Here is a 25052-nt window from a genome sequence, read left to right as displayed (position 1 = left end):
GCTAGCAATTGACCGCCCGGGTCCGGGAGTCCACCGGGTCGAGCGGCCGCGCCCCGCCCGGTCGGCCGGGGCGCGGGCGGCCGGCGGTGCCGTCGGCCCGGCCGGTGAGCTCGCGGTCCGGGGTGGCCTGGGCGTCGTGCATCGCCTCGGCGCGGGCGGGTTCGGCCAGGCGCTCCAGGCCGACCTCCGGTGACACCTCCTCGACCACCGCGCCGGTCCACCGGGTGGTGCCGAACGGGTCGCGCACCCGGCTGCCCCGCCGGCCGAACGCTGGGTGGCCGGTACGGTGACGAGGCGGGCACCGGCGGCCAGGGCGCGGTCGGTGGTGAGGTCGGCGTCCGCGACGACCACGCGCAGCAGCGACGGCATGGCGGGCCGGCCCGGTCGCCGGTCGAACGCCGGCTCCACCGTGTCCGACGTGACGATCCACGGGGGGCGACCGTGGTGTAGCCGTTCAGGGTCTTCTCCTCCGTGCGGTGTGTTGCGGTCACCGTAGGAGGCGTACAGGTCGGATCCCGTCCTGTGCGCGGGGCGGACCGTGGGTCATGGCCGACGCACGCGCCCGGTTGTTGTCCTTGTTGTCGTTGTCGCAGACGCCGGGGCTGTGGTCGGGCAGCGAGCCGGCGGAGCGGCTCGGGGTGTCCGGGCGGACCGTTCGGCGGGACGTGGAACGGTTGCGGGAGCCGGGTTATCCCGTGCACGCCGAGCAGGGCGGCCTGAGCGGTTACCGGCTGACGACCGGGGCGGCGATGCCCCCGCTACTCCTGGAGGACGACGAGGCGGTCGCCGTCGCGGTCGGGCTCCGGGCCGCGGCGACGCAGCCCGCGGCCGGGGTGGGCGAGGCGGCGGTGCGGGCGACGGGCAAGCTGTTCCAGGTGCTGCCGACCCGCCTGCGCCGCAGGGTCGAGGCGGTGGCGTCCTCGACCGTGGCGCACCCGTTCGCGACGGCGGGGGAGGTGGCGGACCCGGACGTGCCGGTCCTCGTCGCGGCGACGATCGCGAACCACGAGCGGTTGCGGTTCCGGTACCGCGACGCGGGGCGGCGCGTCGAGCCGCGGGCGGTGGTGGCGGGTGGTCAGCGCTCGCCCACGATGTGGAAGGACGAGCCCTGGTCGTCGGTGACCCTCGCCATCCGGCCGTAGGGGGTGTCGACCGGGGCCGTCACCACGCCGCCGCCCAGCTCCCGGACCTCCCGCACCACCTCGTCGGCGTCGGCCACCTGGAAGTAGACCTGCCAGCCGCCCGCGCCCTGCCCGATGCCGCCCACCGGCCGCTCGCCACCGGGGACGTTGACCAGGTAGTAGTCCCCCGCACCCTCGACCCGGTCGTAGGTGCAGCCGAAGACCTTGGCGTAGAAGCCCTTCGCGGTCTCGACGTCACCGCTCGTGTGCTCGTTCCACGCCAGGCCGCCGGGCTCGTTGACCAGTTCCGCGCCGGTCTTGCCGCCCGACTGCCACAGGCCGAACAGCACGCCCGCGGGATCGGCGGCGATGGCCATCGTGCCCCTGTCGCCCACCGCCACCGGGCCGAAGGCGACCCGGCCGCCCGCCTCCGTGACGGCCTCGGCGGAGGCTTCGACGTCGTCGGTGGCGAGGTAGGTCGTCCACTGCGACGGTTGGTCGGGGGACTGCTCCGGGCCGACGCCCGCGACCGCGTGACCGTTCTTCGACGCCACCGCGTAGCCGCCGTGCCCGGGAGCGGTGATGTCGAACTCCCAACCGAACAGCCCGCCGTAGAAGGCGACGGCGCGGTCCACGTCGGTGCTGATGTCGACCCAGCAGGGCGTGCCGGCGGGCCAGGGAGTCGTGCGAACCACCATGGTGGGAATCCTTCACGTGCGAGCGTCCGGGGAGCGCGGCCCACGCTAGACCCGACCACCGACAACCGCGCGCCACGCGCACCGTCAAGTCCACAGTGGACAACCCAATCGACCGGGGTGACCCCGAGATCATCACCCGAAGGTGTGGTTGCGGCACCGGGCGACTCCGGTCGAGCATGGCCACGTCACCGTTGATGGGGAGGACCAGTGCAGGCGTCGGATCTGTTGACCGCGAAGATCAACCACGGCTTCGACCACCTCGACGCGGACGGGGACGGCCGGCTCACCGAGGGCGACCACGTCCTCATGGGCGCCCGGGTGGCGGCGTCGCTCGGCCACGCGCCCGGTTCGGCGCAGGAGCGGGAGATCGTGGAGGCGTACCTGAAGATCTGGTGGGACCTGCACCTGCCGCATGTCCCCGACGGCGGTGACGCCATCTCCCGCGAGCAGTTCCTCACCTCGACGCGCACGCTCGCGGACGACCCGGCCGCCGCCCGGGCCACCGTCGGCGCGATCGCCGAGGCGTTCCTGGCCATCGCGGACGTCGACCGGGACGGTCGGGTGGGGCCGCAGGAGTTCCTGGCCTTCCAGCGCGGTCACTTCCCGTCGCTCACCGAGGCCGAGGCGGACGAGGCGTTCGCGCACCTGGACCTCGACGGCGACGGCTACCTGTCGGCGGAGGAGTTCGTCCAAGGCGGCATCGAGTTCTGGACCAGCGCGGAGGAGGACTCGCCCGGCAACTGGTGGGTGGGCCGGCCCGCGTACGCGCGGGCGGAGTGACGCCGACAGCTTTGTGAGCGCTAACAGCCAGGGCGGGTTTGCTCAAGGCGCGGGTTCGGTTCGCCGGACCCGCGCCCGATCAACCGGGATATTCGGACAAAGAACTCTTTGCGCCCGTTTCCGCTGAACCGGACTCGGGCCTGTTGTGCTGCCTTCCGGCGGGCGCTATGTTAACGCTCACAAGATCCGCTGATCGACACTCCTCGCGGTCGGGCAGGCAGGTCGTACCGACCGTTTCGGCGCACCACCGCAACGAAAGAGGTCGACGATGGCACCACAGCCGAGACACCGGCGTCTCCGGCCCGCGCTCCTGGCCCTCACCGCGGCGGGCACCCTCGTCACCGGGGTGCTGGTCGGCGGCGGCACGTCGCAGGCCGCCGCGCAGGGGCCCTGCGACATCTACGCCGCCGGCGGCACGCCCTGCGTCGCCGCGCACAGCACCACCCGCGCCCTGTACGGCGCCTACAACGGCCCGCTCTACCAAGTCCGCCGTTCGTCGGACAACGCCACCCGCGACATCGGACCCCTCACCGCGGGCGGGGTGGCCAACGCCGCCGCGCAGGACTCCTTCTGCGCCGGCGCCACCTGCCTGATCACCGTCATCTACGACCAGTCCGGCCGCAACAACCGCCTCACGCAGGCCCCGCCCGGCGGGTTCAGCGGTCCGGCGGCGGGCGGGTACGACAACCTCGCCATCGCCAACGCGGCCCCGATCACCGTCGGCGGGCAGAAGGCCTACGGCGTCTACGTCGCACCCGGCACCGGCTACCGCAACAACAACACCAACGGCGTCGCCACCGGCGACCAGCCCGAGGGCATGTACGCCATCTTCGACGGCACGCACTACAACGGCGGCTGCTGCTTCGACTACGGCAACGCCGAGCGCAACAGCCGGGACAACGGCAACGGCACGATGGAGGCCATCTACTTCGGCAACAGCAAGACGTGGGGCTACGGCACGGGCAACGGGCCGTGGATCATGGCCGACCTGGAGAACGGCCTGTTCTCCGGCGTCAACCGCGGCTACAACGCCAACGACCCGTCCATCGGCCACCGGTTCGTGACCGCCGTCGTCAAGGGCGAGCCCAACCACTGGGCCATCCGCGGCGGCAACGCGCAGTCCGGCGGCCTGTCCACCTTCTACAACGGCGCGCGGCCCAACGCCACCGGGTACAACCCGATGAAGAAGGAGGGCGCGATCATCCTGGGCATCGGCGGCGACAACAGCGTCGGCGCCCGCGGCACCTTCTACGAGGGCGTCATGACGTCGGGCTACCCGTCCGACGCCACCGAGAACGCCGTGCAGGCCAACATCGCCGCGGCCGGCTACAACACCGCGCCCGGCGGCGGCACGGGGTTGACGGTCGGGTCGACCGTCTCGTTGCGCGCCACCACCGCCTGCTGCACCGACCGGTACGTCCACCACACCGGTTCCACGGTGGACACCGCGGTCCTCACCGGCTCCAGCAGCACCGCGGAGAAGGGCAACGGCTCCTGGACCGTGCGGGCGGGCCTGGGCAACGGCTCGTGCGTGTCGTTCGAGTCCCGCAACACCCCTGGTCAGTACCTGCGGCACCAGAACTACCAGGTCTACCTCCAGGCCAACGACGGCAGCGCCCTGTTCGCCCAGGACGCGACCTTCTGCCCGGAACCGGGGCGCAACGGCCAGGGCGTCACGCTGCGGTCGGCCAACTTCCCCGACCGGCTGGTCCGCCACTACGCCAACGTCGTCTACATCGCCAACACCAGCGGTGCGAACACCTTCGACAACGCCACCGCCTACAACGACGACGTGAGCTGGGCCGTCAGCGCGCCCTGGGCGCCCTGACCCGCCGACCGGGAGGGTGGGCACCGCCGGTCGGCGGTGCCCACCGCCGTCACCAGTACTCGTGGCGGACGCCGTCGGTGTCGGCGACGAACACGACTGCGTCCGCGCCGGCCAGGTCCGCCGGGGTGAGCGGGAGGTGCCCGGGCACGATCGGGTCGCCCGCGCGGATCGACGGCGCGAGCGCGGCGCGCAGGTCCGCGGCCGGGAACAGGGCGCGCGGAGCGGTCGTCGCCCCGGCCAGCACGTGCTGGAGGGTGCCCGGTTCGCTGCGGGGGTTCGCGTCGGTCGCCACGACCAGGTAGCGCTCGCCCAGGGTCCGCGCCACCCGCGTGCCGGCGTTGCTCCAGCGCACCTCCCGGCCGCCCATCGCCAGGGTGGACGGCGTGCGCAGGAGGTGCGCGTTGTGGGCGAACACCAGGCTCGGCCCGCGGTCGCGCTCCGCGGCGACGATCGCGAGCAGGTTGTCCGCCATCATCTCCGCGCGCAGGTCGAGCAGGGCCGCGAGGCGGTCGGGCGAGGGGTCGGCCATGGCCGCGTGGTAGCGCAGCAGGCCGCGGGCCGTGCGCGCGTGCGCCGCGGCGAGGTCGTAACCGGTCGGGTCGTCGGGGCGCAGGTCGGGTTCGGCCCGGCGCAGCGCGTCGGCGAGGTCGTCGGCGATGGCGCGCAGGGCGCGGGCGCGGTCGGACCGGCCCACGGACGCCGACGGGTCGTACATGGCGGCCGGGTTCGTCCAGTCCGCGTCCTCACCCGCCACGACGTCCAGCCCGGCGGCCGACCCGGGTCGCAGCGGCCCGGGCAGGTGGTCGCGGACGGCAGCCAGCGCGTGGCGCGGGCTCGGCGCGTGGGAGGTCTCGGTCGGGGCGTCGAAGCCGTGGAAGCGCACCTGGTCGCGCGGCGGACGGCCGGCGTTGTACCCGCGCAGCCACTCGACCAGCTCCCGGTTGCCCGGCACGGCGCCGAACCGGTGGCTGAAGCCGGTGGCCAGCACCTCCTCGACCGCGCCCTCCCCGCCCCGGGCGTAACCGTCCACGACGGACGCGGCGAAGAAGTCCGTTTCCAGCACGACCGACCGGTAGCCGCGCGTGACGAGGTGGCGGAGGAGGTCGTTGCGCAGCAACGGGAAAGCGGCGATCCCGTGCGTCGGCTCGCCGAGGGCGAGGACGGCGGGCGGTTCCGCACGGGCCGCCGGCAGGTCGTCCGCGGCCCGGCCGAGGGCCGCCTGGTCGTCGAGTTGCCGGCCGATCCCGGCGATGGGCGTGAAGTCGTCTCCGATGAGCACGGACCTTGACGGTATCGTTGAAGGTTCGGTTGAAAGTTCCGCCGGACCGACCTCGGCGGGACACCGCGAAGCCTCAACCGGAGGTGTGCCCTGCGACCCGTCGACCTGGCCCGTGAGCACGGGTTGTCCGCCCAGGCCGTCCGCAACTACGAGGACGCGGGCGTGCTCCCGCCCGCCGAGCGCGGCGAGACCGGCTACCGGCGCTACACGCCCCGGCACGCGGAGGCCCTGCGCGCCTTCCTCGCGCTGCGCCGCGGCCACGGGCACCAGCGGGCGTCGGAGATCATGCGCGCGACGAACCGGGGCGACACCGAGTCCGCCTACCGCCTCGTGGACGCCGCGCACGTCGCCCTGCTCGCCGAGCGCGACACCCGCGCCGAGGTCGCCGCGGCCCTGGGCGGCCTGTCCACCGCGGCGCCGGAACCGGTCGGCGCCCCGCTGACCGTGGGCGAACTCGCGCGCCGGCTCGGCGTGCACCCGGCGACCCTGCGCACCTGGGAGACCGCGGGCATCCTGCGGCCCGGCCGCGACCGGGCGACGGGCTACCGGCACTACGGGCCGGACCTCGTGCGCGACGCCGAGATCGCCCGGCAGCTGCGCCGGGGCGGCCACCCGCTGCGCCAGGTCGCGCGGTTCCTCGACGCGTTGCGCGAGGCGGGCGGGGCCGAGGCGTTGCGGGACTTCCTCGACGCCTGGCAGCGCCGGTTGACCGCGCGCAGCCGCGACCTGCTGGCGGGCGCCGCCCGGCTCGACGCCTACCTGACGCTGCTGGACCGGTCGTAGCCGGCCGTGTCAGGGCCGTGTCAGGGGCGTGGCGGCACGGCCGGTCACCGTGGTGGCACACCACGAGAGAGGCGCCACGATGACCACCGTCCCGCAGGGCCTGCCCACCGAGCGCGACACGACCCCGTTCGACCCGCCGAGCGCGATCACGCGGCTGCGCGACACCCGGCCGGTCAGCCCCCTGGACTTCCCCGACGGCCACCGGGGCTGGCTCGTCACCGGCTACGACGAGGTGCGGCGGCTCATGGCCGACACCCGGTTCAGCTCCCGCCAGGACATCGGCGTGCTGCACGTGCCGTTCGAGACGCCGGGCATGCCGGTCGCCACCGAGCCGTCGCCCCAGGTGCCCGGCCTGTTCATCTCGATGGACCCGCCGGACCACACCCGGCTGCGGCGCACGCTCACCGGCGCGTTCACCGTCAAGCGCGTGAAGCAGCTCGAGGAGCACATCGCCGAGCTGGTCGAACGGCAGCTCGACGAGCTGGCGGGGCTGACCCCTCCGGTCGACCTCGTCAAGGCGTTCGCGCTGCCCGTCCCCTCGCTGGTGATCTGCGAGCTGCTCGGCGTCCCGTACGCGGACCGGGCGACCTTCCAGGTCAACTCCGCGAAGTTCCTGGAGAAGGACGTGCTGCTGGACGAGAAGATGGCCGCGTACGGCGCGATGACGTCCTACCTGGCCGAGCTGGTCACCGGCAAGCGCGCCGAGCCCGGCGACGATCTGCTGTCCGACCTCGCCCGCAACGACGACCTGTCCGTCGGGGAACTGGTCGGCGTCGCCTTCCTGCTGCTGCTGGCGGGCCACGAGACCACGGCCAACGTGCTCGGTCTCGGCACGTTCGCGCTGCTGGAGCACCCGGAGCAGCTGGCCGCGCTGCGCGCCGACGCCGACCTGCTGCCCGGCGCCGTCGAGGAGCTGATGCGCTACCTGTCCGTCGTGGACGTCCTCTACCGCTACGCCACCGAGGACGTCGAGCTGGGCGGGGAGACGATCGGGAAGGGCTCGACCGTGGTCGTCTCGCTGCTGGCCGCCAACCACGACCCCCGCCGCTTCGAGGACCCCGACGCGCTCGACCTCCGGCGCAACGCGCGCGGGCACCTGTCGTTCGGCCACGGCATCCACCAGTGCCTCGGCCAGCAGCTTGCCCGCATCGAGCTGCGCGCGGGGTTCTCCGGGCTGCTGCGCCGGTTCCCGGACCTGCGGCTCGCCGTCCCCGCCGACGAGGTGCGGCTCAAGACCGACATGAACATCTACGGCGTGCACGAGCTGCCGGTGACGTGGGGGGCGACCGGGGCGTGACCGGTCACGAGGCGAGGGCGGCCTCCACCAGCTCCGGCCAGCTCGCGGCCGACCCCTCGCGGACCACCTCGGCGAACCGCTCGTCGCCCAGGTGGCGGCGCACGGCACCCTCGATCCTGGTCGCGTCGGGGCGGGACCGGTCGCGCAGCCCGCGCACGCCGTCGCTCGCGCCGAGCAGCCGGGCCGCCTGCTCGGGGTGGCCCCGGCGCAGGGCCAGGTCCGCCACCCCGACGAGCGCCTGCGCGACGAGGGGCGGGATGCCGGTCTCCGCGGCCACCCGGCAGACCGCCGCGCGGTGGGCGCGCACCTCGTCGAGGTCGTCGGCGAGGTAGCCGAGCAGGTCGTGGGTCGCGGCCCGGATGGCGGCCAGGTCCGCGTCGTCGCCGAGAGCGGTCCGGGCCACGTCGAGCTGCCGGCGCGCCTCCGGGGCGTCACCGCCCCACCGCGCCAGCTCGGCCCTCGTCAGCGCCAGCTCGGCCAGCGCGTCCGGCCAGGTGACCCGCCGGGCGATCCGCCGCGCCTCGGCGATGGCGGCGGCGCTGGAGACCTCGTCGCCCGCCAACCAGTGCAGGCGGGCCTGCAGCGACCGCATCCGGATCACGTCCTCGACCGCGCCCAGCTCGGTCGCGGCGTCGATCGCGTGCTCGTAGTGCTCGCAGGCGCGGCCGAACTCGCCGCGCGCCGCGATGCAGTCGGCCAGCTCCGTGAGGGCGAACGACGTGCACCACCGGTCGCCGAGGGCGCGGAACTCGGCGAGCGCGCCTTCGAGGTAGACCTCCGCCTCCCGCCCGCCGCGGCCGAGCAGGTACCGCATCTTGCCCAGGTGCAGCCGGGCCAGGGCGCGCACCCAGGGGTCGCCGTCCTCCAGCACCGGCTCCCAGGCGGCCAGCGCGTCCTCCGGCGCGCGCAGGATGCGCTCCAGCGGGTCGATCAGGGCCAGCAGCGGGTAGCGGGACGTGCGGTGCCGGCTGTACCGGTACGCCCGGTGGATCCAGTCGCGGGCCGCGCGTTCGTCGCCCCGCCCGGAGCTGACGAACGTCGACACCAGCGCGCACACCATGGCGCGGACGTCGTCGGGCACCTCGCCGGGCACGGTGGTGGTCGCGACCAGCAGCTCGTAGCCCTCCGCCTTGTGGCCGCCGAGCCACCAGTACCACCCGGCCGCCGCCGCCAGCCGCATGGCGCCGTGCGCCTCGCCCGCGGCGATCGCACCCCGCACCGCGGCGCCGATGTTGTCGTGCTCGGCCGACAGCACGGCGAGCCGGCGCAGCTGACCCTCCCGGCGCAGGTGCGGCTCGGCGGCCTCGGCCAGCTCGGTGAAGCAGGCCAGGTGCGCGCGCCGCGTCGAGTCCGACTCGCCCGCCTCCGCGAGCCGGTGGGCGGCGTACTCGCGGACCGTGCCGAGCATGCGGTAGCGCGGCACCTCGTCCCCGCCCGTCACCACCAGCGACTTCTCCGCCAACGCGGTGAGCAGCTCCAGCACCTGCCCCGGTTCGACCTCCCCGCCCGCGCAGACCCGTTCGGCCGCCTCCAGTCCCGCGCCGCCGGCGAACACCGAGAGCCGGCGCAGGACCGCCCGCTCCGCGCCGTCGAGCAGCTCCCAGCTCCAGTCGACCACCGCGCGCAACGTGCGGTGCCGCGGCAGCGCGGTCCGGCTGCCGCCGGTGAGCAGGCGGAACCGGTCGTCCAGCCGGTTGGCGAGCTGCTCCACGGACATGGTGCGCAACCGGGCGGCGGCCAGCTCGATCGCCAGCGGCACGCCGTCCAGCGCCCGGCAGACGCGCGCCAGGGCCGCCGACGTCCCGGCGTCGTCGGCGAGGTCCGTGCGCACCGCGCCGGCCCGGTCCCGCAGCAGCCGCACGGCCGGCGCGGCCTCGACCTCCTCCGGGCCGGCGTGCTCGTCCGGCACGGCCAGCGGCGCGACCGGCCACAGCGCCTCGCCGGTGATGCCCAGCGGTTCCCGGCTGGTCGCCAGGACGCGCAACCGGCGGCACTCCCCGAGCACCCGGTGGGCGAACTCCGCCGCCTGCCCGATCACGTGCTCGCAGTTGTCCAGCACGAGCAGCGCCTCCCGGTCGCGCAGCGCGGCGACGACCCGGTCCACCGGCTCGGCGTCGGGCGTGGCGCCGAGCAGCGCGTCCCGCAGGCCGAGGCCGGCCAGCGCCGCCTGCGCCACGTCACCGTCCGGGCCGAGGGCCGCGAGGGACACCAGCCAGACCCCGTCGGGCACGTCGTCGAGCAGCGTGCGCGCGGCTTCGGCGGCGAGCCGGGTCTTGCCCGAGCCGCCCGGCCCGGTCAGGGTCGTGAGCCGGCGCGCGGCGACGAGGTCGCGCACCGCGGCGACGTCGGCCTCCTTGCCGATGTAGCTGGTCAGCTCGGCGCGCAGGTTGGTCCGGTGGGTCTGGTCGCGCGGTCCGGCCTCGCCGCGCAGCAGGGCCACGTGCAGCGCGGACAGCTCGGGGGAGGGGTCGACGCCCAGCGCGTCGGCCAGTGCCTCCCGCGTGCGCTGGTAGACCAGCAGCGCCTCGTTGCCGCGGCCGGCCGCGGCCAGGGCGCGCATCAACGCGGCCACGAGCCGTTCCCGCACCGGGTGCGCGGCGACCAGGTCGGTCAGCTCGGCCACCAGCGCCGCCCCGCCGCCCCGGTCGACCTCCGCGTCGAACCGGTCCTCGGCGGCGGTCAGGCGCAGCGCCTCCAGCCGGGCGACCGCGGCTCGCAGGGCCGCGCTGTCCGGCAGGTCGACGTCCTGGAAGGCATCCCCGCGCCACAACCCCAGCGCCTCGCGCAGCAACCGCGGGTCGTCCCGCTCGCGCGCCAGGCCGAGGAGGCGTTCGAACCGCACGGCGTCCACGGCGTCCGGGTCGACCGCCAGCCGGTAACCGGTGGGCCGCCCCTCGACCGACCCCTCCGGCAACGCCTTGCGCAGCCGGGACACCAGGCGTTGCAACGCGTTCGCCGCGTCGGCGGGCGGCTGCCCGCCCCAGATCCAGTCGACCAGCCTGGCCTTGGGGACGACCCGGCCCGGTTCGAGCGCGAGCGCGGCCACCAACCCGCGCAGCCGCGCGCCCGGCACGTCGGCGTGACCGCCGTCGTCACCGCGCACCTCGAACGGTCCGAGCACCCCGATCCGCACCCGATCGATTTTGTCACGCCCCCTTCGGCGGCACGGCCGCGCGCCGACCACGCGGTTTATCCTCTGCCCGTGCGCGTGGCGAGGAGTGCGACCTGATGGCCCAGCGGCCCACGGTCTACGACGTCGCCGAACGGGCCGGTGTCTCCATCGCCACGGTGTCGTTCGCCTTCACCCAGCCGGAGCGGGTGCGCAAGAAGACGTTGGACAGCGTGCTGGCCGCCGCCGCGGCCCTGGGCTACGTGCCGAACGCGAGCGCCCGGGGGCTGGCGAAGGGGCGCACGGGCGCCATCGGCCTGTACTCCTTCGACCACCTGCTGGAGCGCGACGGGACCGGGCACGACGCCGGTGACGCGCGGCTGTTCCCGCTCTACTCCGACGTGGTGCAGCGGGGCGTCGAGCTGGAGTGCCGACGCCGGGGGTTGGCGCTCATGCTCGGTTCCGGCGGTGGTTCCGGGCACCTGCCGAACGTGGTCGACGTGGCCGGTCGGGTCGACGGCCTGATCGCCTTCGCCGGGGCCGCGCCCGCCGACGCGCTGGCCCGCATCGCGCGCCGCATCCCGGTGGTGGAGCTCGGTGGCGCGGTGCGCGTCTCCGGCACCCGCACGGTCGTGGTCGACCAGCGGTCGGGCATGCGGGGGCTGGTCGGGCACCTGCTGCGCGAGCACGGGCACCGGAGCTTCGCCTACGTCGGCGCGGGCGGCGGCGAGGCAGGCGGCACGGCGGAGTTCGCCGACCGCTTCGCCGGCTACGCCGAAGCCCTGGCCGACGCCGGCGTGCCCGTGGACCCGCCGTTGCCGAGCCTGCCCGGCGACGAGGCGAGCACCCGGGCGGCGCTCGGCCCGGTGCTGTCCGGCGGGCGGTTGCCGGACGCGTTCGTGTGCGCCACCGACCAGGAAGCGCTCGTCGTGCTGGACGTGCTGCGCGAGGCGGGGGTCGACGTGCCGGGCCGGGTGGCGGTGACCGGGTTCGACGACCTGCTCGCCGCGCGGCTGGCCGTGCCGCCGCTGACCACGGTCCGGCAACCGATGGAGGCCGTGGGCCGCACGGCGGTGCGCCTGCTCGTCCAAGCCGGCGTGGGGGAGCCGGCGCCCCTGACCACCGAGCCCGTCGTCCGGCGCAGCTGCGGCTGCTGACCCCGCGCCAAGCGAGACGGGTGACCTTGACCACGGTCATCTAAGCGCTTAGATTCCGGACCGGCACGCCGTCCGGGGCGACCTGTGCCCGGCCGGGCGCCCGAGGACGTGGGCGGTGTGCCGGACCCGCGCCCGCACGCCGCCGTCCTCGGAAGGACGCCCATGCCCGTCACCCGTCGCAGGACCCGGCTCGCCGCCGCGACCGGCATCGTCGCCGCCGCGAGCGCCGTCGTCGCCCTCGCCACCGCACCCGCCCAGGCCGCGGCGGGCTGCCGCGTCACCTACCAGGTCGGCAGCCAGTGGCAGGGCGGCTTCACCGCGAACGTCAACGTCACCAACCTCGGCGACCCGCTCACGAGCTGGCGGTTGACCTGGTCGTTCGCCGCGGGCCAGGCGGTCACGCAGCTGTGGGGCGGCACGGTGGCCCAGACCGGCGCGCAGGTCTCGGTCGCCAACGCGGCCTGGAACGGCTCCCTGGGCACCGGGGCGGGCACCGCGTTCGGGTTCAACGGCTCGTGGAACAACTCCGCGAACCCGCTGCCCTCGGACTTCGCGCTCAACGGCGTCCGCTGCAACGGCCCGGTCACCACGACCACGACGACCACCACCACGACCACTACGACCACGACCACCACGTCCACACCGCCGGCGGACGTCCTGGCCCAGGCGCACACCGTCGACCGGGTGAAGGTCGCGGGCGGCGCCGTGCAGTACACCTGGCCCGGCACCCACTTCGAGGGCCGGTTCCGCGGCACGGGCGTGGGCATCGTGCTCAACGACCCCTACAACGACTACGACGTGCAGGTCGACGGCGCCACGGTCGTCACCCTGGTCACCCCGGGTCGCGTCACGCACCAGGTCAAGGGCCTGGCCGACGGCGAGCACCGGGTGCGGCTGGTCAAGCGGACCGAGAGCGCCTACGCCGCCGGGGAGTTCGGCGGCTTCGTCGCCGCGCCCGGCGGCCAGATCCTCGCCAAGCCCGCCGCCCGCACCCGGCAGGTCGAGTTCATCGGCGACTCCCTGACCGCCGGCTACGGCAACCTGTCCACCACCCGCGACTGCTCGGCCAACGGCGGCGTCGACCGCAACACCAACACCGACCTGAGCTTCGGCGCCCTGACCGCGCGCGCCCTCGACGCCGACTACCAGGTCATCGCCCACTCCGGTCGGGGCATGGTCCGCAACTACAACGGCGGCGACCCGGGCGTGGACTTCCGCACCGGCTACGACCGCACGCTCCAGCACGTGGCCGGCGACGTGTGGCGCAACCCCGGCACGTGGCGGCCCCAGCTCGTCGTGGTGGGCCTGGGCACCAACGACTTCTCCACCGCGATCAACCCCGGCGAGCCGTGGACGGCCGACAGCCTCGTCACCGCCTACAAGAACGCCTACCAGGGCTTCATCGACAAGCTCCGCGCCCAGTACGGCCCGGACGCGGTGATCGTCGTCAGCGCCACGAACCTGTTCGCCCAGACCGCCGAGCAGGTCGTCCGGGACCGCACCGCGCGGGGCGACAGCCGGGTCCGCTTCTGGAACAACGACGACCCGCGCCTGGACCGCCTGGGCTGCGACTGGCACTTCTCCCTCAAGGACCACCGCCTGCTGTCGAGCCTGCTCACCGACTACCTCGCCACGCTGCCGATCGCCTGGTGACGGTCGTGCCGACCGCGTCCGAGGCGGTCGACGCGATCCGCTGCCGGACCGACGCCCTCGACCGCCGTTCCGCCCGCGTCGCCGCGGTGGCCCGGCGGTCGCGGGCGGAGCACGACCGGCCGCGAGCCAAGGGGCATCCCCGGTGACGCCGCCGGCCACCTCGGTGGCCAGGTGGCGCCCGTCCAGCGCGGCCGGTTCGGTGCGCTCGCCGTCCGTGCCGACGACGGCGAGCGCCACCGCGTCCGGGCGGGTCCGGGCGTCGGTCGGCGGCGCACCGGTGATCGCGACCTCCGGGACGACCTCGCCCGGTCCGGCCGGCGCGGTGCCGACCAGGGGGCGCAGCGGTCCGACGCGGGCGCGGGCGTCGACCCGGCCGTCGGCGACCTCGACGGCGTAGCCGTGCCGTCCGTCCGGCTCTGCGTCCGTCCGGCTCTGCGTCCAACCGGCCAGGTCGCGGCTGCCGCACTCCCGTCCGGTGGGAGAGTTCCCCGGTCAAGCGCGGGAAGTTCCCGTGCCGGGGGCCGCCACTGATCGACGTCGGTCGGGTCGACGGCCGGCCGACGAGGTGAGGGAGGGTGACATGGCTCTGCCGCCGATCGACCCGGCGCTGGGCATCGAGCTGGTCGCGGACCGGACGTTGCGCCGCCGCACCGCCTCGGTGAGCGTCGTGATCCCCGCGCACGACGAGGAGGCGACGATCGCGGACGTCGTCGCCGAGTCCCGGCGCGGCCTCGACCTGCTGGGCGTGCCGGGGGAGGTGGTCGTCAGCGCCAGCGGGTGCGCCGACCGGACGGCCAACGTGGCGCGGGCGGCCGGGGCGCTCGTCGTGGAGGCCGGGATCGGCAAGGGGGTGGCCCTGCGCGAGGGCGTGGCGGCGGCCTCCGGCGACGTCGTCTGCCTGGTGGACGGCGACATCGCGTACTTCGGCGACCCGCCGCTGGTGCCCCTGCTGGTGCGGCCGATCCTCGACGGGATCGCGGACGCGACCGTGTCGGACCTGTACTGGCGGCCGCTGTACCCGCAGCTGTGGCTGTGCGGCTTCTTCGCGCCGCTGGCCGGCACGGTGCTGCCGGAGCTGCTGCCGAAGGTCGGCTCGACGCCGTGGTCCGGGCAGCGGGCGGCGGTGCGGGAGCTGTGGCCGGACGCGCTGCCCGACGGGTTCACCGCGGACCTGGCCCTGCTGCTGCACTGGAACGAGCGGGCCGTGCGGCTGCGGCCCGTGCTGGCGGACGACTGGACCAACCCGCAGCGGCCCAAGCCGGAGCTGATGGCGCAGGAGTTCGCGCTGCTGGTCGCGCACGCCGTCGCGCGCGGCCGGGTCGCGCCCGGGGCGGTGGCGCGCCTGGAGGAGTGGTTCGAGTCGGCGCACCGGCTCATGGCGGAGTACCAACCGGACCGGCACGACCCGCGCGCGTTCGAGTCGGACCTCCTGGACCGCTCGCTCGCGCGGCTGCGGGACTGCCTCCGGTGACGCAGCTCATCGTTTGCCCGAGCCCGTTCTCCGGTATCCCTGAATGAGGACAGACCTGGAGGACACGTGCACGAGACAGACACCGGGCGACCCGTCGCCAACCCCCGCCGCACGAGGCTCGGATCGGACTGGACCCCCGGCTCCGGCGTGACCGGGACGTCGCCGCAGGCTCCCGAGACCGGCACCGGGCGTCCCGTCGGGTGACGCGCGCCGGAGTGACCGGCCCGGTCACTCCGGCGGGATCGCGCCCGGCGCGATCCCCTCCGTCAGGAGCGCGTCCACTCCTGCGCCTGGAAAGCCCCGTCGAGCGGGGTGTGGGCGATGTGGTTGGTGTAGTTCGACAACGTCTTCATGCCGACGCCGAGGATCACGTCCAGCACGTTGCGACGCGTGTGGCCGGCGGCCAGGAACGCCTCGACCTCCTGCTCGTCCACCCAGCCCCGGTCGGTGACCACGCGCTCGGTGAACCTCCGGACCGCCTCCAGCGCGTCGTCGGCCACCGGCTTGCCCGCCCGCAGCGCCCGCACGACCCCCTCGTCGACCCCCATCTTGAGCGCGAGCGTGGAGTGCGCGGCCACGCAGTACTCGCAGCCGTTCAGCACGCTGGTCGTGATCCACACCACGTGCTTGGCGTTGCCGGGCAGCGAGGACTTCTGGAACTGCTCGGCCAGGGCGTTGTAGCCCGCCAGGAGTTCCGGCGACTCCGCCATCACGGCGTTGAGCGAGCTGACGAACCCCAGCCGCTTGCGGCCCGCCTCCAGCGCGGGGCGGGACTCCTCGGGCGCGGTGGTCTCGTCGTGAACGGTGAACTGCACCATGTCAGCGGATCTCCTCGGGTCGGTTCGCCAGCGGGGCGAGCACGGCGGTGACGGTGTCGCCGAGCGCCTCCGGGGACGCGCCCGCGCGGGAGCGCAGGTTGACCCCGTAGGCGAGCAGCGCGAGCACGTCGGCGGACGTGCCGGGCACGACGCCGGGTCGCAGGTCGCCCGCGGTCGCGGCGCGCTCCAGCGCCGCGCGCAGCGCCCCGCGCAGCCGGTCGTGGTGGTCCTGGAGGACCGAGCGGACGTCCGGGTCGTCGTGCTGCGGCTCGGTGTGGGCGTTGGTGACCAGGCAGCCCCAGCGGGCGTGCTCGCCGGCGCACCGCACCCGGATCAACGCGCGGAAGAAGTCGGCGATCGCCGGCAGGCCGCGGTCGTCCTCGGCGAGCCGCCGCAGCACCGGACCGGACCGCCGGTCGACGTAGCGGCGCAACGCCGCCACGTACAGCTCCCGCTTGCCGCCGAACGTCGCGTACAGGCTCGACCGGTTGACGCCGGTCGCCGTGACGATGTCCTGCACGCCCGTCGCCGACGCGCCCCGCCGCCAGAACAGCTCCTCCACCGAGGCGAGCACGGCCTCGGGGTCGAAGTGCTTCACGTCGGGCATGGCCGCCTCGCTATCTTGGAATGATCATTCCAAGATAGCCACCGGTCGAGCCGCCGGCAACGACCGGCTTCGGGCCCGCGCAGTCAGTCCCTGTGCCGCCGGTAGTAGCGGGCGACCCGGGCCCGGTTGCCGCAGCGCGTCGGCGAGCACCAGCGCCGGCGGGGGTGCGCGGGCAGGAAGACCATCACGCAGTCGTCGGCCTCGCACCGCCTGAGCGCGCCGACCGCCGGGTCGGTGAGGAGGTCGGCGGCGGCTTCGGCCAGCCGGGCGGCCAGGCGGACGCCGAGCCGGCCGGCGCGCCGGGGGGTCGCGGTGACGCCGCTCCCGTCCCAGTCCAGGCGCGGCACGGCGGGTGCCGCGCGCGCCGCTTCCGTGAGGCCGCGCAGGGCGGTCCCGGGCGGGCGGGCCCCGCGCAGCAGCGCCTGGACGGCCGACTCGACGTGCTGCCGGACGGCGTGCACGGGAGCGAGGTCGGCGGTGGTCGGGGTCGCGCCCGCCACCTCCGCCCCCAGCGCCGGTTCGAGGGCGAGCCAGGCGGCCAGCAGCCCGGGCGTGCCGAGCAGGTCGACGCGGCCGTCCCCGGTGGCGGGGCGCGTGTTGACGAGGTCGAGGGCGAGGTGTTCGCCGGTGAGCGGCTCGGGCACGTGGCTAATGGTACTAGACGGCGTTGACGCATTAGATCAAGTCGGGCTATACCTAATGCCTCATCTCGCTGGAAAGGCATGTGACATGGTGGCTCGGGTAGCGCATCGGCACGTCGACGTCGACGGGGTGGAGGTGTTCTACCGGGAGTCCCTGCCGGATCGGCCCGACGCGCCGGTCCTGGTGCTGCTGCACGGCTTCCCGTCGGCCTCGCACCAGTTCCGGCGGCTCATCGACGCGCTCGGCGACCGGTACCGGCTGGTCGCGCCCGACTACCCGGGCTTCGGGCACACCCGCGTGCCGGAGGGGTTCACCTACTCGTTCGACCGGCTCGCCGACGTCGTCACGGGCTTCGTCGACCGGCTCGGGCTGGCGCGCTTCGCGTTGTACGCCTTCGACTTCGGCGCGCCGGTCGGGTTCCGGTTGGCGCTGTCGCGCCCCGACCGGATCGCCGGGCTGGTGGTGCAGAACGGCAACGCCTACGTCGAGGGCCTGTCGGACGCGGCCCGCGACTTCATCGCCATCACCCCCGGCACACCGGGCGGGGAGCGGGTGATCCGGGACCTGTTCACGCTCGACGCCACCCGAGGCCAGTACGAGGGCGGCACGGCCGACCCCGCGCTGGTCGCGCCCGAGGGGTGGCTGCTGGACCGGCTCTTCCTCGACCGGCCGGGCCGCGAGGAGGCGCAACTCGCACTGGCCCACGACTACCACCGCAACGTCGAGGCCTACCCGCGGTGGCAGGCGTGGCTGCGCGACCACCGGCCGCCGACGTTGATCGCGTGGGGCGTGAACGACCCGTTCTTCACCGAGGCGGGCGCCCGCGCGTACCTGCGCGACGTGCCGGACGCCTCCCTGCACCTGTTCGACACCGGTCACTTCGCGCTGGAGGACCACCTGCCCGAGATCGCACCGCTGATCGCCGCGTTCCTCGACGGCCTCGGCGACCGCGACGGCGGGCGGCCCCGGTGACCGGTGTCACTTGACCCGCCCGCGCGGTGACCGGCATGCTGGTGGCAGAGGGGAGTACCCGCTCTGCTCGTGATCGTCATTACGGCCGCTCCGCAGCGGCCCGGTCGCGGCGCCGTCCCGGTGGCGGTCGGGGAGACCTCTGGTTCGGATCAGAGCCGGAGGGCCACGCCATGCGCGCCACCACTCGTTTCGCCGCCGTCTTCACCTCCCTCGCCGCCGTCGCGGCCCTGTCCGCCTGCGGCACGCTCCAGGACGCCTCGCAGGCCGCCGGCGCGGTGGCGAACACCGCCTCCACCGTGCAGCTGTGCACCGAGGCGCTGGCCCAGGCCACCACGGTCTTCGACACCGCCAGTCCCGAGCGCGCGGTCGAGCAGGCGCACACCGCGGCCGACCGGCTCGGCTCGCTGGCCGCCGACGCGGGCGACACCACCGTCAACGAGGCCGTCGGCGCCCTGGCCACGACGTTGCGCCAGGTGACGCTGGACGACCTGGTGCTGCGGCCCGCCGCCTGGCTGCAGGACAAGGCCGCGCGGGTAGCCGATCTCACCAACGCCTGCACCCCCTGACGGGAGCAGAACGGCGGGTCCGGACGTTGACCACGGTGATGAGAGAACTTCGCTTTCGGGTGCTGGGTGACTCGCTGGCCGCCGGGGTGGGCTGCCGGCGGGTCGAGGAGACGGTGGGGGAGCGGCTGGCCGCCGTCCTGCGCGCGGACGGACACCGCGTGGACCTCGGGGTGCACGCGGTGTCCGGCGCGCGGTCCGCGGACCTGGCCGCCCAGGTGCGCGCGGCGGTGCGGTCGGGGGTGGACGTCGCGCTCGTGGTGATCGGCGCGAACGACCTGACCTCGTTCACGCCGCCCGCGGTGGGCGCCGGGCTGCTGCACGACGCCGTGGCGGACCTGCGCCGCGCCGGCGGGCAGGTGGTCGTGGCGACCGCGCCGGACCTGGGCGTGGTCTCGCACGTGCCGCCCGCGTACCGGGCGTTCGTGTCGCGGGCCAGCGGTCTCTACGCCAGGGCGCAGGCCGACGCGGTGGTGCGGGCGGGCGGGGTGGTGGCGGCGGTCGCCCCGGCGCTGACGGCCCGGTTCGCCGCCGACCCGTCCCTGTTCTCCGCCGACCGCTTCCACCCCTCGCCCGAGGGGTACGCGCTGATCGCGGACGCCCTCGCGCCGTCCGTGGTCGCCGCGGCGGGCCGCTGGGCGGCGTGAGCCGACCGGGGGCGTGACCCCGGAACGGCCCGGTCGCGTCAGAGCCCCGGGTGGGCGTCGGCCGCCGCTTCACGGTCGGGGTCCGGAGTGGAACGCGCGCGTTTCCGCGTCATCCGACCGCGTTCGACTTCGCACGGCTGTCGAACCGCGTCGGCCGGTCCGGTCCGCGCAGGGTGGAGGAGGCCACGACCGCCACCCACGGCACGGCGAGCAGGAGGCTGCCGAGCAGGTCGGTCGGGTAGTGCACGCCCGAGTAGAGGCGCTGCGCGGCGATCGCCACCGGGACCAGCAGCACGGCCACCGCGGCCCAGCGCCACGGCGTCCGCGTCCCCCGCACCACCAGGACCACGACCGAGGTGCACAGCACGAGCGACGCGGCGACGTGGCCGGACGGGAAGCTCGACGTCGGCGGCAGGTTGTCCGACAGCTTGGCCGCCGGCCGGGCGCGGTCCACGACGGCCGTGGTGACCAGGAACAGGGTGACCTCGCCGACCATCCCGAGCACGACGAGCAGGACCGGTCGCCACGAGCGCGTCACGGCCAGCGCCACCACGCACACCGCGAGCGCGGCGGCGATCACCGGGCCCGTGCCGCCGGCCGTCTGGACCGTGCCCATCGCGGAGTTCCACGCCGGGACGCGGTGGTCGGCGAACCACTCGACGACCGCGCGGTCCCAGGCGGGCGGGACGTCCGGCCCGGCGGCGGTCAGCCACGTGCCCAGGCCGAACAGCGCGCCCAGGAGCAGGCCCCACGCCACCAGCAGCCGGGCGGCCACGTGCCCGAAGTCCGGCGGCACGCGCACCCGGCGGCCCGCCAGCGGGCTCAGGTCGTCGGCCGCCTCCGGCACCAGGCCCTCCGACAGCGGCGCCTGCGGCAGGCCCTCGTCGCGCCGCCGGCCGCGGAACACCTCGGTGGTCAGCGCCAGCCACACCAGGCCGAGCAGCCAGCCGCCGAGGACGTCGGTGGCGAAGTGGACGCCGAGGGCGACCCGCGTGCCGCCGACCAGCAGCACGGTCGCGACCACCAGCGCCGTCAGCGCGCCCCGCGCCCGTCCGACCGAGGCGAACACCAGCAGCAGCACGCCGTAGGTGACGGTCGAGCCCAGCGTGTGGCCGCTGGGGAAGCTCCAGCCCGGCGCCCGCGCCACCTCGTCGTCCACCAGCGGCCGCAGCCGCTCGACCAGCGCCTTCACCACGACACCGAGCAGCGCGCCGCCGGCCACGGTCACCAGGACGTGCGCCGCCACCCACGGCCGCCGGCGCAGGAGCAGCCACGTCACCGCCAGCGCCGTGACGCCGGTGAGCGTGACCGTGTCGCCGAGCCGGGTCACGGCGCCCAGCACCGCGACGAGCGCGTCGGACCGGTCGACCCACCGCGTCAGGGTCTCCGAGATCGCCTGGTCGGTCTCGCGCACCGGCGCCCACCCGGACCACACCAGCGCCATGACGACCGCGAACGCGATCCCCGCGGCGCTCGCGGCGACGAGGGACACCGCGCTGCGCACCGCGAACCGCTCGACGACCACCGCCCGACGCGCCTCACCTGTCGTAGTCACCGGGCAGGTGTGCCCGAAGCGATCGTCCGGTAACCGCGCGCGATGGTCGGAGCCGCGGTTGACGGCAGGGGAGGTATGTCGCGAAACGGCAACTACCGATTGACTTTCGATAGGTACCACTCGATACTCGATGCATGGTCACAACGCATCGAGCGGTAGCGGCGCTCCGGGTGTTCCTCGTGCTGATGTTCGGCGTCCTCGTCCTCTTCCAGGTCATGTCCCTGCCGGGGCAGTTCCGGCACATGGCCGAGGAGTCGCCGGACCACGCGTACCTGAGGTGGCCGCTGACCGCCGTGACGGTGTTCTGGGTGCTGTGCGTCGAAGTGGTGGTCGTGGCCATCTGGAAGCTGCTCACCCTGGTCAAGGAGGACCGCATCTTCAGCGAGGGGTCCCTGCGGTGGGTGGACGCGATCGTCCGGGCCATCGCGGCGGGCTGGCTGACGTACCAGGTCGTGTTCCTCGTCGTGGGCTTCAACGCCGACGACCCGGGCGTGCCGCTGGTGATGTTCCTGCTGTCGATCGGGCTCACCGTGGTCGGGTTGCTGGTGGTCGTGATGCGCGCGTTGCTGCGGCAGGCCACCACGCTGCGCACCGACATGGAGTCGGTGATCTGATGCCGATCATCGTGCGCATCGACGTCGAGCTGGCCAAGCGCAAGATGAGCGTCGGCGAGTTCGCCGAACGGGTGGGGCTCACCCCGTCGAACGTGGCGGTGCTGAAGAACGGCCGCGCCAAGGCGGTCCGCTTCAGCACGCTGGAAGCCATGTGCCGGGTGCTGGAGTGCCAGCCCGGCGACCTGCTGGAGTGGGTGGACGACGACGCGGAGCACGACGGCGCGGTCGTCCGCGGGGACGAGGCCGCCCGGTGATCGAGGTGCGCGGGCTGACCAGGCGCTACGGCGACGTGCTCGCCGTCGACGACCTGAGCTTCACGGTCGAACCCGGCAAGGTCACCGGGTTCCTCGGGCCGAACGGGGCGGGCAAGTCCACCACCATGCGGGTGGTGCTCGGGCTGGACCGGCCCACCTCCGGCACGGCGCTGGTCAACGGGCGGCCGTACGCGTCGTTCGCCGAACCGCTGCGCGAGGTCGGCGCGCTGCTCGACCCCGGCGCGGTGCACCCCGGCCGCACCGGCCGCGCCCACCTGCGCGTGGCCGCCCGGACCAACGGCATCCCGCGCCGCCGCGTGGAGGAGGTGATCGAGCGGGTGGGCCTCGGGGACGCGGCCCGCCGGAGGGTCAAGGGCTACTCGCTGGGCATGCGGCAGCGGTTGGGCATCGCGGCGGCGCTGATCGGCGACCCCGGCGTGCTGGTGTTCGACGAGCCGATCAACGGGCTGGACCTCGACGGCGTCCGGTGGATCCGCGGCCTGCTGCGCCGGCTCGCCGACGAGGGCCGCACCGTGCTCATCTCCAGCCACCTGCTGGGCGAGATGGAGCAGATCGCCGACCGGCTGGTCGTCATCGGCCGCGGCAGGCTCATCGCCGACGCCACGACCGAGCGGATCGTCGGCGGCCTCGGGCACGTGCGGGTGCGCGTGCTCACCCCGGAACCGGACCGGCTGCTCGCCGGGCTGCGGGGACGCGGGTTCGAGGCCGAGCGGGTGGACGCGCGCGAGCTGCTGGTGGAGGGCGCGACCGCCGAGGAGGTCGGCGCGCTCGCCCACGCCTGCGACGTGCCGCTGCACCACCTGTCCGAGGTGCGCCAGTCGTTGGAGGACGCCTACCTGGAGCTGACCGACGGCAGCGTCCAGTTCCCGGGCCACGAGCCCGTGCCCGCGGGAGGAGGAGCGCGATGACCGGTCTGCCGAGGGTGTTCGCCCGCGCCTGCGCCGCCGAGTGGACGCGGCTGTGGACGGTGAAGGCCACGTGGTGGTTCCTGACCGCGGCCGTCGCCGTCATGGTCGGCATCGCGACCGTCGCGAGCCTGGAGGCCGCGGGGTCGCCGGACCCGACGCCGGGCCGCTCGGCGTGGGCGGCCGCGTCCATCACCGCGCTGCCGGGCCAGTTCGCGCTGCTGGCGATCGCGCTGAGCGCGGTGACGTCGGACTACGCGACCGGCGGCATCGTGCCGAGCCTGCAGTGGACGCCGAGGCGCGCGGTGCTGTTCGGGTCGCGGGCGGTGGTGGCGGTGGTCGCCGCCACGGCGCTGGGCCTGCTGGTGTCCTCCGCCGCGACCCTGGCGTCGTTCGTCGCGGCGCGGCCGCTGTTCACCCTGGACGCCGCCGGCGCCGGCGCCGTGCTGCCCGACCTCGCGATCGTCTTCGCCGCCGGGGCGGCGTTCGCCCTGGGCCTGGGCTTCGTGCTGCGCAACACCGCGGGCACGCTCGTCGCGGTGTTCCTGCTGATGCTCGTGCTGCCGCTGGTGCTGCCCAACTTCGGGTTCGAGTGGACGGCGCGGGTGGCGAGGCTGCTGCCCGGGTCCGGGGCGGCGCACCTGCTGACCGGTCAGGTGCCGGGGATGACGTGGGCGTCCTCCGTGGTCACCCTGGTCTGCTGGGCCGCCGGCGCGCTGCTGCTCGGCTGGCTGCGGCTGGCCCGGGACGACGCCGATCGCTGACCGCGCGGGGTGTCGGCTCGGCCGGCGCGGACCCGCCCGGGATTGTCGTACCCCGTTGTTACGATGCGCCGCCATCGGAGTCGCCGCTCGTCACCGCGCGGTCGTCGTGAGGGGTTTTCCCATGCACAGCAACAAGGCCAAGGCGGATCTGCTGCGGGAGCTGCACGCGGGTGGGGTGCTCGTGCTCCCGAACGCGTGGGACGCCGGCAGCGCCGCCCTCGTCGCCCGCGCCGGCGCGAAGGCGGTCGCCACCACCAGCGGCGGGGTGTCGTGGGCGCTGGGCCGCCCCGACGGGCAGGGCCTGTCCCGCGACGAGATGGTGGAGCGGGTGCGCCTGGTCGCCGCCGCCGTGGACGTGCCCGTGACCGCCGACGTCGAGGGCGGGTACGGCCACGCGCCCGAGGACGTGGCGGCGACCGTCGAGGCCGTGGTCGGCGCGGGCGCGGTCGGCGTGAATCTGGAGGACTCCAAGGGGTACGGGGTGCCGCTGTTCACGGCGGCCGAGCAGGCGGCGCGGTTGCGGGCCGCCCGGGGCGCGGCGGAGCGGGCCGGGCTGCCCGGGCTGGTGGTCAACGTCCGCACGGACGTGTTCCTGTTCGGGGTCGGCGAGCCCGAGGGGCGGTTGGCCGACGTGCTGACCCGTGCCGCGGTCTACGCCGAGGCGGGCGCGGACTGCCTGTTCGTGCCCGGCCTGCTCGACCTCGTCGTGCTGGCCGAGCTGGTCGCGGGCTCGCCGCTGCCGGTGAACGTGATGGCGGGCCCCGGCGCGCCGACCGTGGCCGAGTTCGAGTCCGTCGGCGTGCGGCGGGTCAGCCTGGGCACGGCGGTGGCGCAGGCCGCGTACACCGCCGCGCACCGCGCCGCCGAGGAGGTCCTGACCAGGGGCACCTACGCGGAGCTGGAGGGCGCGCTGGACTACGGCGCGCTGAACGGAGTGTTCACCCGCTGACCTCCGGGGGCGCGGCCGGCGGCAGAATGGCCGCCATGGCAACGCCCACCGCCGTGCACACCGTGGTCGACAGCCCGGTCGGCGAGCTGACGCTCGTCGCCCGCGACGGCGTGCTCGCGGGGCTCTACCTGCCCGAGCACCGCCACCGGCCGGCGCTGTCGACGTTCGGCGAGCGGGACGCGTCCCCGTTCGGCGAGGTGGTCGCGCAGCTCGCCGAGTACTTCGCGGGCCGGCGGACGGAGTTCGACCTGCCGCTGTCGCCGGGCGGCACCCCGTTCCAGCGGACCGTGTGGGACGCGTTGCGGGAGATCCCGCACGGCGAGACGGTGTCGTACGGCGAGCTGGCGGCCCGCATCGGCCGGCCCACCGCGTCCCGCGCGGTCGGGCTGGCCAACGGCAGGAACCCGATCAGCATCATCGTGCCGTGCCACCGGGTCGTCGGCTCGACCGGCGCGCTGACCGGGTACGGCGGCGGCATCGAGCGCAAGCGCGCCCTGCTGGGCTTCGAACGGGGCGAGCCGGTCTGGTGAGGGGTGGATATGCCCCCGCCGGCCCGCCCCACCCG

27 protein-coding genes are annotated in these 25052 nt (G+C 74.9%); 19 read left to right on the top strand and 8 right to left on the bottom strand.

Going from position 1 to position 25052, the window contains the following annotated elements:
- Nucleotide 1 precedes the first annotated feature (1 nt).
- Nucleotides 2-247, bottom strand: a complete 246-nt coding sequence (locus ACIGNX_RS27225; RefSeq protein WP_396543546.1) for a hypothetical protein — start codon at nt 245-247, stop codon at nt 2-4.
- Between the two features lie 298 nt (nt 248-545).
- Here ACIGNX_RS27225 and ACIGNX_RS27220 point away from each other — a divergent pair, with 298 nt between their 5' ends.
- On the top strand, nt 546-1142 hold the full coding sequence (locus tag ACIGNX_RS27220) for a helix-turn-helix transcriptional regulator (protein WP_396543545.1): 597 nt from the start codon (nt 546-548) through the stop codon (nt 1140-1142).
- Here ACIGNX_RS27220 and ACIGNX_RS27215 read toward each other — a convergent pair.
- Nucleotides 1076-1819 (bottom strand): VOC family protein, encoded by a 744-nt coding sequence (locus tag ACIGNX_RS27215; RefSeq protein WP_396543544.1) that lies wholly within the window; start codon nt 1817-1819, stop codon nt 1076-1078. The genes ACIGNX_RS27220 and ACIGNX_RS27215 overlap by 67 nt on opposite strands.
- Nucleotides 1820-2026: 207 nt before the next feature.
- On the opposite strand from ACIGNX_RS27215, the gene ACIGNX_RS27210 reads away from it, so the two are divergent.
- Complete coding sequence (locus ACIGNX_RS27210) at nt 2027-2599, top strand: EF-hand domain-containing protein (protein ID WP_396543543.1); 573 nt, start codon at nt 2027-2029, stop codon at nt 2597-2599.
- A 268-nt stretch (nt 2600-2867) separates the two neighbouring features.
- Nucleotides 2868-4427 carry an alpha-L-arabinofuranosidase B gene (locus ACIGNX_RS27205; protein WP_396543542.1) on the top strand — a complete coding sequence of 520 codons (1560 nt, stop codon included), beginning with the start codon at nt 2868-2870 and terminating at the stop codon, nt 4425-4427.
- Between the two features lie 49 nt (nt 4428-4476).
- On the opposite strand, the gene ACIGNX_RS27200 is transcribed toward ACIGNX_RS27205, so the two are convergent.
- Nucleotides 4477-5706 carry an erythromycin esterase family protein gene (locus ACIGNX_RS27200; protein ID WP_396543541.1) on the bottom strand — a complete coding sequence of 410 codons (1230 nt, stop codon included), beginning with the start codon at nt 5704-5706 and terminating at the stop codon, nt 4477-4479.
- Between the two features lie 90 nt (nt 5707-5796).
- On the opposite strand from ACIGNX_RS27200, the gene ACIGNX_RS27195 reads away from it, so the two are divergent.
- A complete protein-coding gene (locus tag ACIGNX_RS27195; protein ID WP_396543659.1) occupies nt 5797-6489 on the top strand; it encodes a MerR family transcriptional regulator in 693 nt (230 codons plus the stop codon).
- A 79-nt stretch (nt 6490-6568) separates the two neighbouring features.
- On the top strand, nt 6569-7786 hold the full coding sequence (locus tag ACIGNX_RS27190; protein ID WP_396543540.1) for a cytochrome P450: 1218 nt from the start codon (nt 6569-6571) through the stop codon (nt 7784-7786).
- Between the two features lie 4 nt (nt 7787-7790).
- Here ACIGNX_RS27190 and ACIGNX_RS27185 read toward each other — a convergent pair whose 3' ends face one another.
- Entirely contained in the window at nt 7791-10919 is a 3129-nt protein-coding gene (locus tag ACIGNX_RS27185; protein ID WP_396543539.1) for a BTAD domain-containing putative transcriptional regulator, read from the bottom strand.
- A gap of 95 nt (nt 10920-11014) precedes the next feature.
- Here ACIGNX_RS27185 and ACIGNX_RS27180 point away from each other — a divergent pair, with 95 nt between their 5' ends.
- The 5 genes from ACIGNX_RS27180 (at nt 11015) to ACIGNX_RS27160 (ending at nt 15176) form a co-directional block, all read left to right on the top strand.
- Nucleotides 11015-12052: a LacI family DNA-binding transcriptional regulator gene (locus ACIGNX_RS27180; RefSeq protein ID WP_396543538.1), complete on the top strand. Its 1038-nt coding sequence runs from the start codon at nt 11015-11017 to the stop codon at nt 12050-12052.
- Between the two features lie 162 nt (nt 12053-12214).
- Complete coding sequence (locus tag ACIGNX_RS27175) at nt 12215-13705, top strand: cellulose binding domain-containing protein (protein WP_396543537.1); 1491 nt, start codon at nt 12215-12217, stop codon at nt 13703-13705.
- Nucleotides 13706-13710: 5 nt separating this feature from the next.
- Nucleotides 13711-13851 carry a hypothetical protein gene (locus ACIGNX_RS27170; protein WP_396543536.1) on the top strand — a complete coding sequence of 47 codons (141 nt, stop codon included), beginning with the start codon at nt 13711-13713 and terminating at the stop codon, nt 13849-13851.
- Nucleotides 13848-14102, top strand: coding sequence for a hypothetical protein (locus ACIGNX_RS27165; protein WP_396543535.1), 255 nt, complete (start codon nt 13848-13850; stop codon nt 14100-14102). The genes ACIGNX_RS27170 and ACIGNX_RS27165 overlap by 4 nt, the downstream gene beginning before the upstream one ends.
- A 183-nt stretch (nt 14103-14285) precedes the next feature.
- The gene (locus ACIGNX_RS27160) at nt 14286-15176 is read left to right on the top strand and encodes a glycosyltransferase (RefSeq protein WP_396543534.1); all 891 of its coding nucleotides are present in this window, start codon (nt 14286-14288) and stop codon (nt 15174-15176) included.
- A 266-nt stretch (nt 15177-15442) separates the two neighbouring features.
- On the opposite strand, the gene ACIGNX_RS27155 is transcribed toward ACIGNX_RS27160, so the two are convergent.
- The 3 genes from ACIGNX_RS27155 to ACIGNX_RS27145 form a co-directional block, all read right to left on the bottom strand.
- The gene (locus tag ACIGNX_RS27155; RefSeq protein WP_396543533.1) at nt 15443-15994 is read right to left on the bottom strand and encodes a carboxymuconolactone decarboxylase family protein; all 552 of its coding nucleotides are present in this window, start codon (nt 15992-15994) and stop codon (nt 15443-15445) included.
- A gap of 1 nt (nt 15995) precedes the next feature.
- A complete protein-coding gene (locus ACIGNX_RS27150; protein ID WP_396543532.1) occupies nt 15996-16601 on the bottom strand; it encodes a TetR/AcrR family transcriptional regulator in 606 nt (201 codons plus the stop codon).
- 83 nt (nt 16602-16684) lie between these two features.
- Nucleotides 16685-17245, bottom strand: coding sequence for a CGNR zinc finger domain-containing protein (locus ACIGNX_RS27145; RefSeq protein ID WP_396543531.1), 561 nt, complete (start codon nt 17243-17245; stop codon nt 16685-16687).
- An 85-nt stretch (nt 17246-17330) separates the two neighbouring features.
- On the opposite strand from ACIGNX_RS27145, the gene ACIGNX_RS27140 reads away from it, so the two are divergent.
- The 3 genes from ACIGNX_RS27140 to ACIGNX_RS27130 all read left to right on the top strand — a co-directional run bounded on the left by ACIGNX_RS27140 (nt 17331) and on the right by ACIGNX_RS27130 (nt 19425).
- Nucleotides 17331-18215: an alpha/beta fold hydrolase gene (locus tag ACIGNX_RS27140; RefSeq protein WP_396543530.1), complete on the top strand. Its 885-nt coding sequence runs from the start codon at nt 17331-17333 to the stop codon at nt 18213-18215.
- Between the two features lie 170 nt (nt 18216-18385).
- Nucleotides 18386-18781 (top strand): bacteriophage spanin2 family protein, encoded by a 396-nt coding sequence (locus ACIGNX_RS27135; RefSeq protein ID WP_396543529.1) that lies wholly within the window; start codon nt 18386-18388, stop codon nt 18779-18781.
- A gap of 38 nt (nt 18782-18819) precedes the next feature.
- A complete protein-coding gene (locus tag ACIGNX_RS27130) occupies nt 18820-19425 on the top strand; it encodes an SGNH/GDSL hydrolase family protein (protein ID WP_396543528.1) in 606 nt (201 codons plus the stop codon).
- A gap of 109 nt (nt 19426-19534) precedes the next feature.
- Here ACIGNX_RS27130 and ACIGNX_RS27125 read toward each other — a convergent pair whose 3' ends face one another.
- A complete protein-coding gene (locus tag ACIGNX_RS27125) occupies nt 19535-20980 on the bottom strand; it encodes a phosphatase PAP2 family protein (RefSeq protein ID WP_396543527.1) in 1446 nt (481 codons plus the stop codon).
- A gap of 134 nt (nt 20981-21114) precedes the next feature.
- Between ACIGNX_RS27125 and ACIGNX_RS27120 the strand changes: the two genes are divergently transcribed.
- From ACIGNX_RS27120 to ACIGNX_RS27095, 6 genes are all read left to right on the top strand, one after another.
- The gene (locus ACIGNX_RS27120; RefSeq protein ID WP_396543526.1) at nt 21115-21594 is read left to right on the top strand and encodes a DUF2975 domain-containing protein; all 480 of its coding nucleotides are present in this window, start codon (nt 21115-21117) and stop codon (nt 21592-21594) included.
- On the top strand, nt 21594-21848 hold the full coding sequence (locus ACIGNX_RS27115; protein WP_396543525.1) for a helix-turn-helix domain-containing protein: 255 nt from the start codon (nt 21594-21596) through the stop codon (nt 21846-21848). The genes ACIGNX_RS27120 and ACIGNX_RS27115 overlap by 1 nt, the downstream gene beginning before the upstream one ends.
- Entirely contained in the window at nt 21845-22777 is a 933-nt protein-coding gene (locus tag ACIGNX_RS27110; protein ID WP_396543524.1) for an ABC transporter ATP-binding protein, read from the top strand. Before ACIGNX_RS27115 ends, ACIGNX_RS27110 begins: the two co-directional genes overlap by 4 nt.
- Nucleotides 22774-23538 (top strand): hypothetical protein, encoded by a 765-nt coding sequence (locus ACIGNX_RS27105; RefSeq protein WP_396543523.1) that lies wholly within the window; start codon nt 22774-22776, stop codon nt 23536-23538. Before ACIGNX_RS27110 ends, ACIGNX_RS27105 begins: the two co-directional genes overlap by 4 nt.
- A gap of 121 nt (nt 23539-23659) precedes the next feature.
- Nucleotides 23660-24487, top strand: a complete 828-nt coding sequence (locus tag ACIGNX_RS27100; protein ID WP_396543522.1) for an isocitrate lyase/phosphoenolpyruvate mutase family protein — start codon at nt 23660-23662, stop codon at nt 24485-24487.
- Between the two features lie 35 nt (nt 24488-24522).
- Nucleotides 24523-25017, top strand: coding sequence for a methylated-DNA--[protein]-cysteine S-methyltransferase (locus ACIGNX_RS27095; RefSeq protein ID WP_396543521.1), 495 nt, complete (start codon nt 24523-24525; stop codon nt 25015-25017).
- The last annotated feature ends 35 nt before the right edge of the window (nt 25018-25052 follow it).

The organism is Actinosynnema sp. NPDC053489, from assembly GCF_044544865.1.
Classification (GTDB): Bacteria; Actinomycetota; Actinomycetes; order Mycobacteriales; family Pseudonocardiaceae; genus Actinosynnema.
Note: the sequence above shows the minus strand (reverse complement) of the source record. Positions and strands in the feature narration are given on the sequence as shown.

Excerpts from the sequence above, each read along its gene's own strand:
- ACIGNX_RS27140 (WP_396543530.1), top strand. The coding sequence starts at position 17,331 with ATGGTGGCTCGGGTAGCGCATCGGCACGTCGACGTCGACGGGGTGGAG.
- ACIGNX_RS27120 (WP_396543526.1), top strand. The coding sequence starts at position 21,115 with ATGGTCACAACGCATCGAGCGGTAGCGGCGCTCCGGGTGTTCCTCGTG.
- ACIGNX_RS27160 (WP_396543534.1), top strand. The coding sequence starts at position 14,286 with ATGGCTCTGCCGCCGATCGACCCGGCGCTGGGCATCGAGCTGGTCGCG.
- ACIGNX_RS27100 (WP_396543522.1), top strand. The coding sequence starts at position 23,660 with ATGCACAGCAACAAGGCCAAGGCGGATCTGCTGCGGGAGCTGCACGCG.
- ACIGNX_RS27130 (WP_396543528.1), top strand. The coding sequence starts at position 18,820 with ATGAGAGAACTTCGCTTTCGGGTGCTGGGTGACTCGCTGGCCGCCGGG.
- ACIGNX_RS27150 (WP_396543532.1), bottom strand. The coding sequence starts at position 16,601 with ATGCCCGACGTGAAGCACTTCGACCCCGAGGCCGTGCTCGCCTCGGTG.
- ACIGNX_RS27115 (WP_396543525.1), top strand. The coding sequence starts at position 21,594 with ATGCCGATCATCGTGCGCATCGACGTCGAGCTGGCCAAGCGCAAGATG.
- ACIGNX_RS27190 (WP_396543540.1), top strand. The coding sequence starts at position 6,569 with ATGACCACCGTCCCGCAGGGCCTGCCCACCGAGCGCGACACGACCCCG.
- ACIGNX_RS27135 (WP_396543529.1), top strand. The coding sequence starts at position 18,386 with ATGCGCGCCACCACTCGTTTCGCCGCCGTCTTCACCTCCCTCGCCGCC.
- ACIGNX_RS27180 (WP_396543538.1), top strand. The coding sequence starts at position 11,015 with ATGGCCCAGCGGCCCACGGTCTACGACGTCGCCGAACGGGCCGGTGTC.
- ACIGNX_RS27220 (WP_396543545.1), top strand. The coding sequence starts at position 546 with ATGGCCGACGCACGCGCCCGGTTGTTGTCCTTGTTGTCGTTGTCGCAG.
- ACIGNX_RS27175 (WP_396543537.1), top strand. The coding sequence starts at position 12,215 with ATGCCCGTCACCCGTCGCAGGACCCGGCTCGCCGCCGCGACCGGCATC.
- ACIGNX_RS27105 (WP_396543523.1), top strand. The coding sequence starts at position 22,774 with ATGACCGGTCTGCCGAGGGTGTTCGCCCGCGCCTGCGCCGCCGAGTGG.
- ACIGNX_RS27205 (WP_396543542.1), top strand. The coding sequence starts at position 2,868 with ATGGCACCACAGCCGAGACACCGGCGTCTCCGGCCCGCGCTCCTGGCC.
- ACIGNX_RS27155 (WP_396543533.1), bottom strand. The coding sequence starts at position 15,994 with ATGGTGCAGTTCACCGTTCACGACGAGACCACCGCGCCCGAGGAGTCC.
- ACIGNX_RS27095 (WP_396543521.1), top strand. The coding sequence starts at position 24,523 with ATGGCAACGCCCACCGCCGTGCACACCGTGGTCGACAGCCCGGTCGGC.
- ACIGNX_RS27215 (WP_396543544.1), bottom strand. The coding sequence starts at position 1,819 with ATGGTGGTTCGCACGACTCCCTGGCCCGCCGGCACGCCCTGCTGGGTC.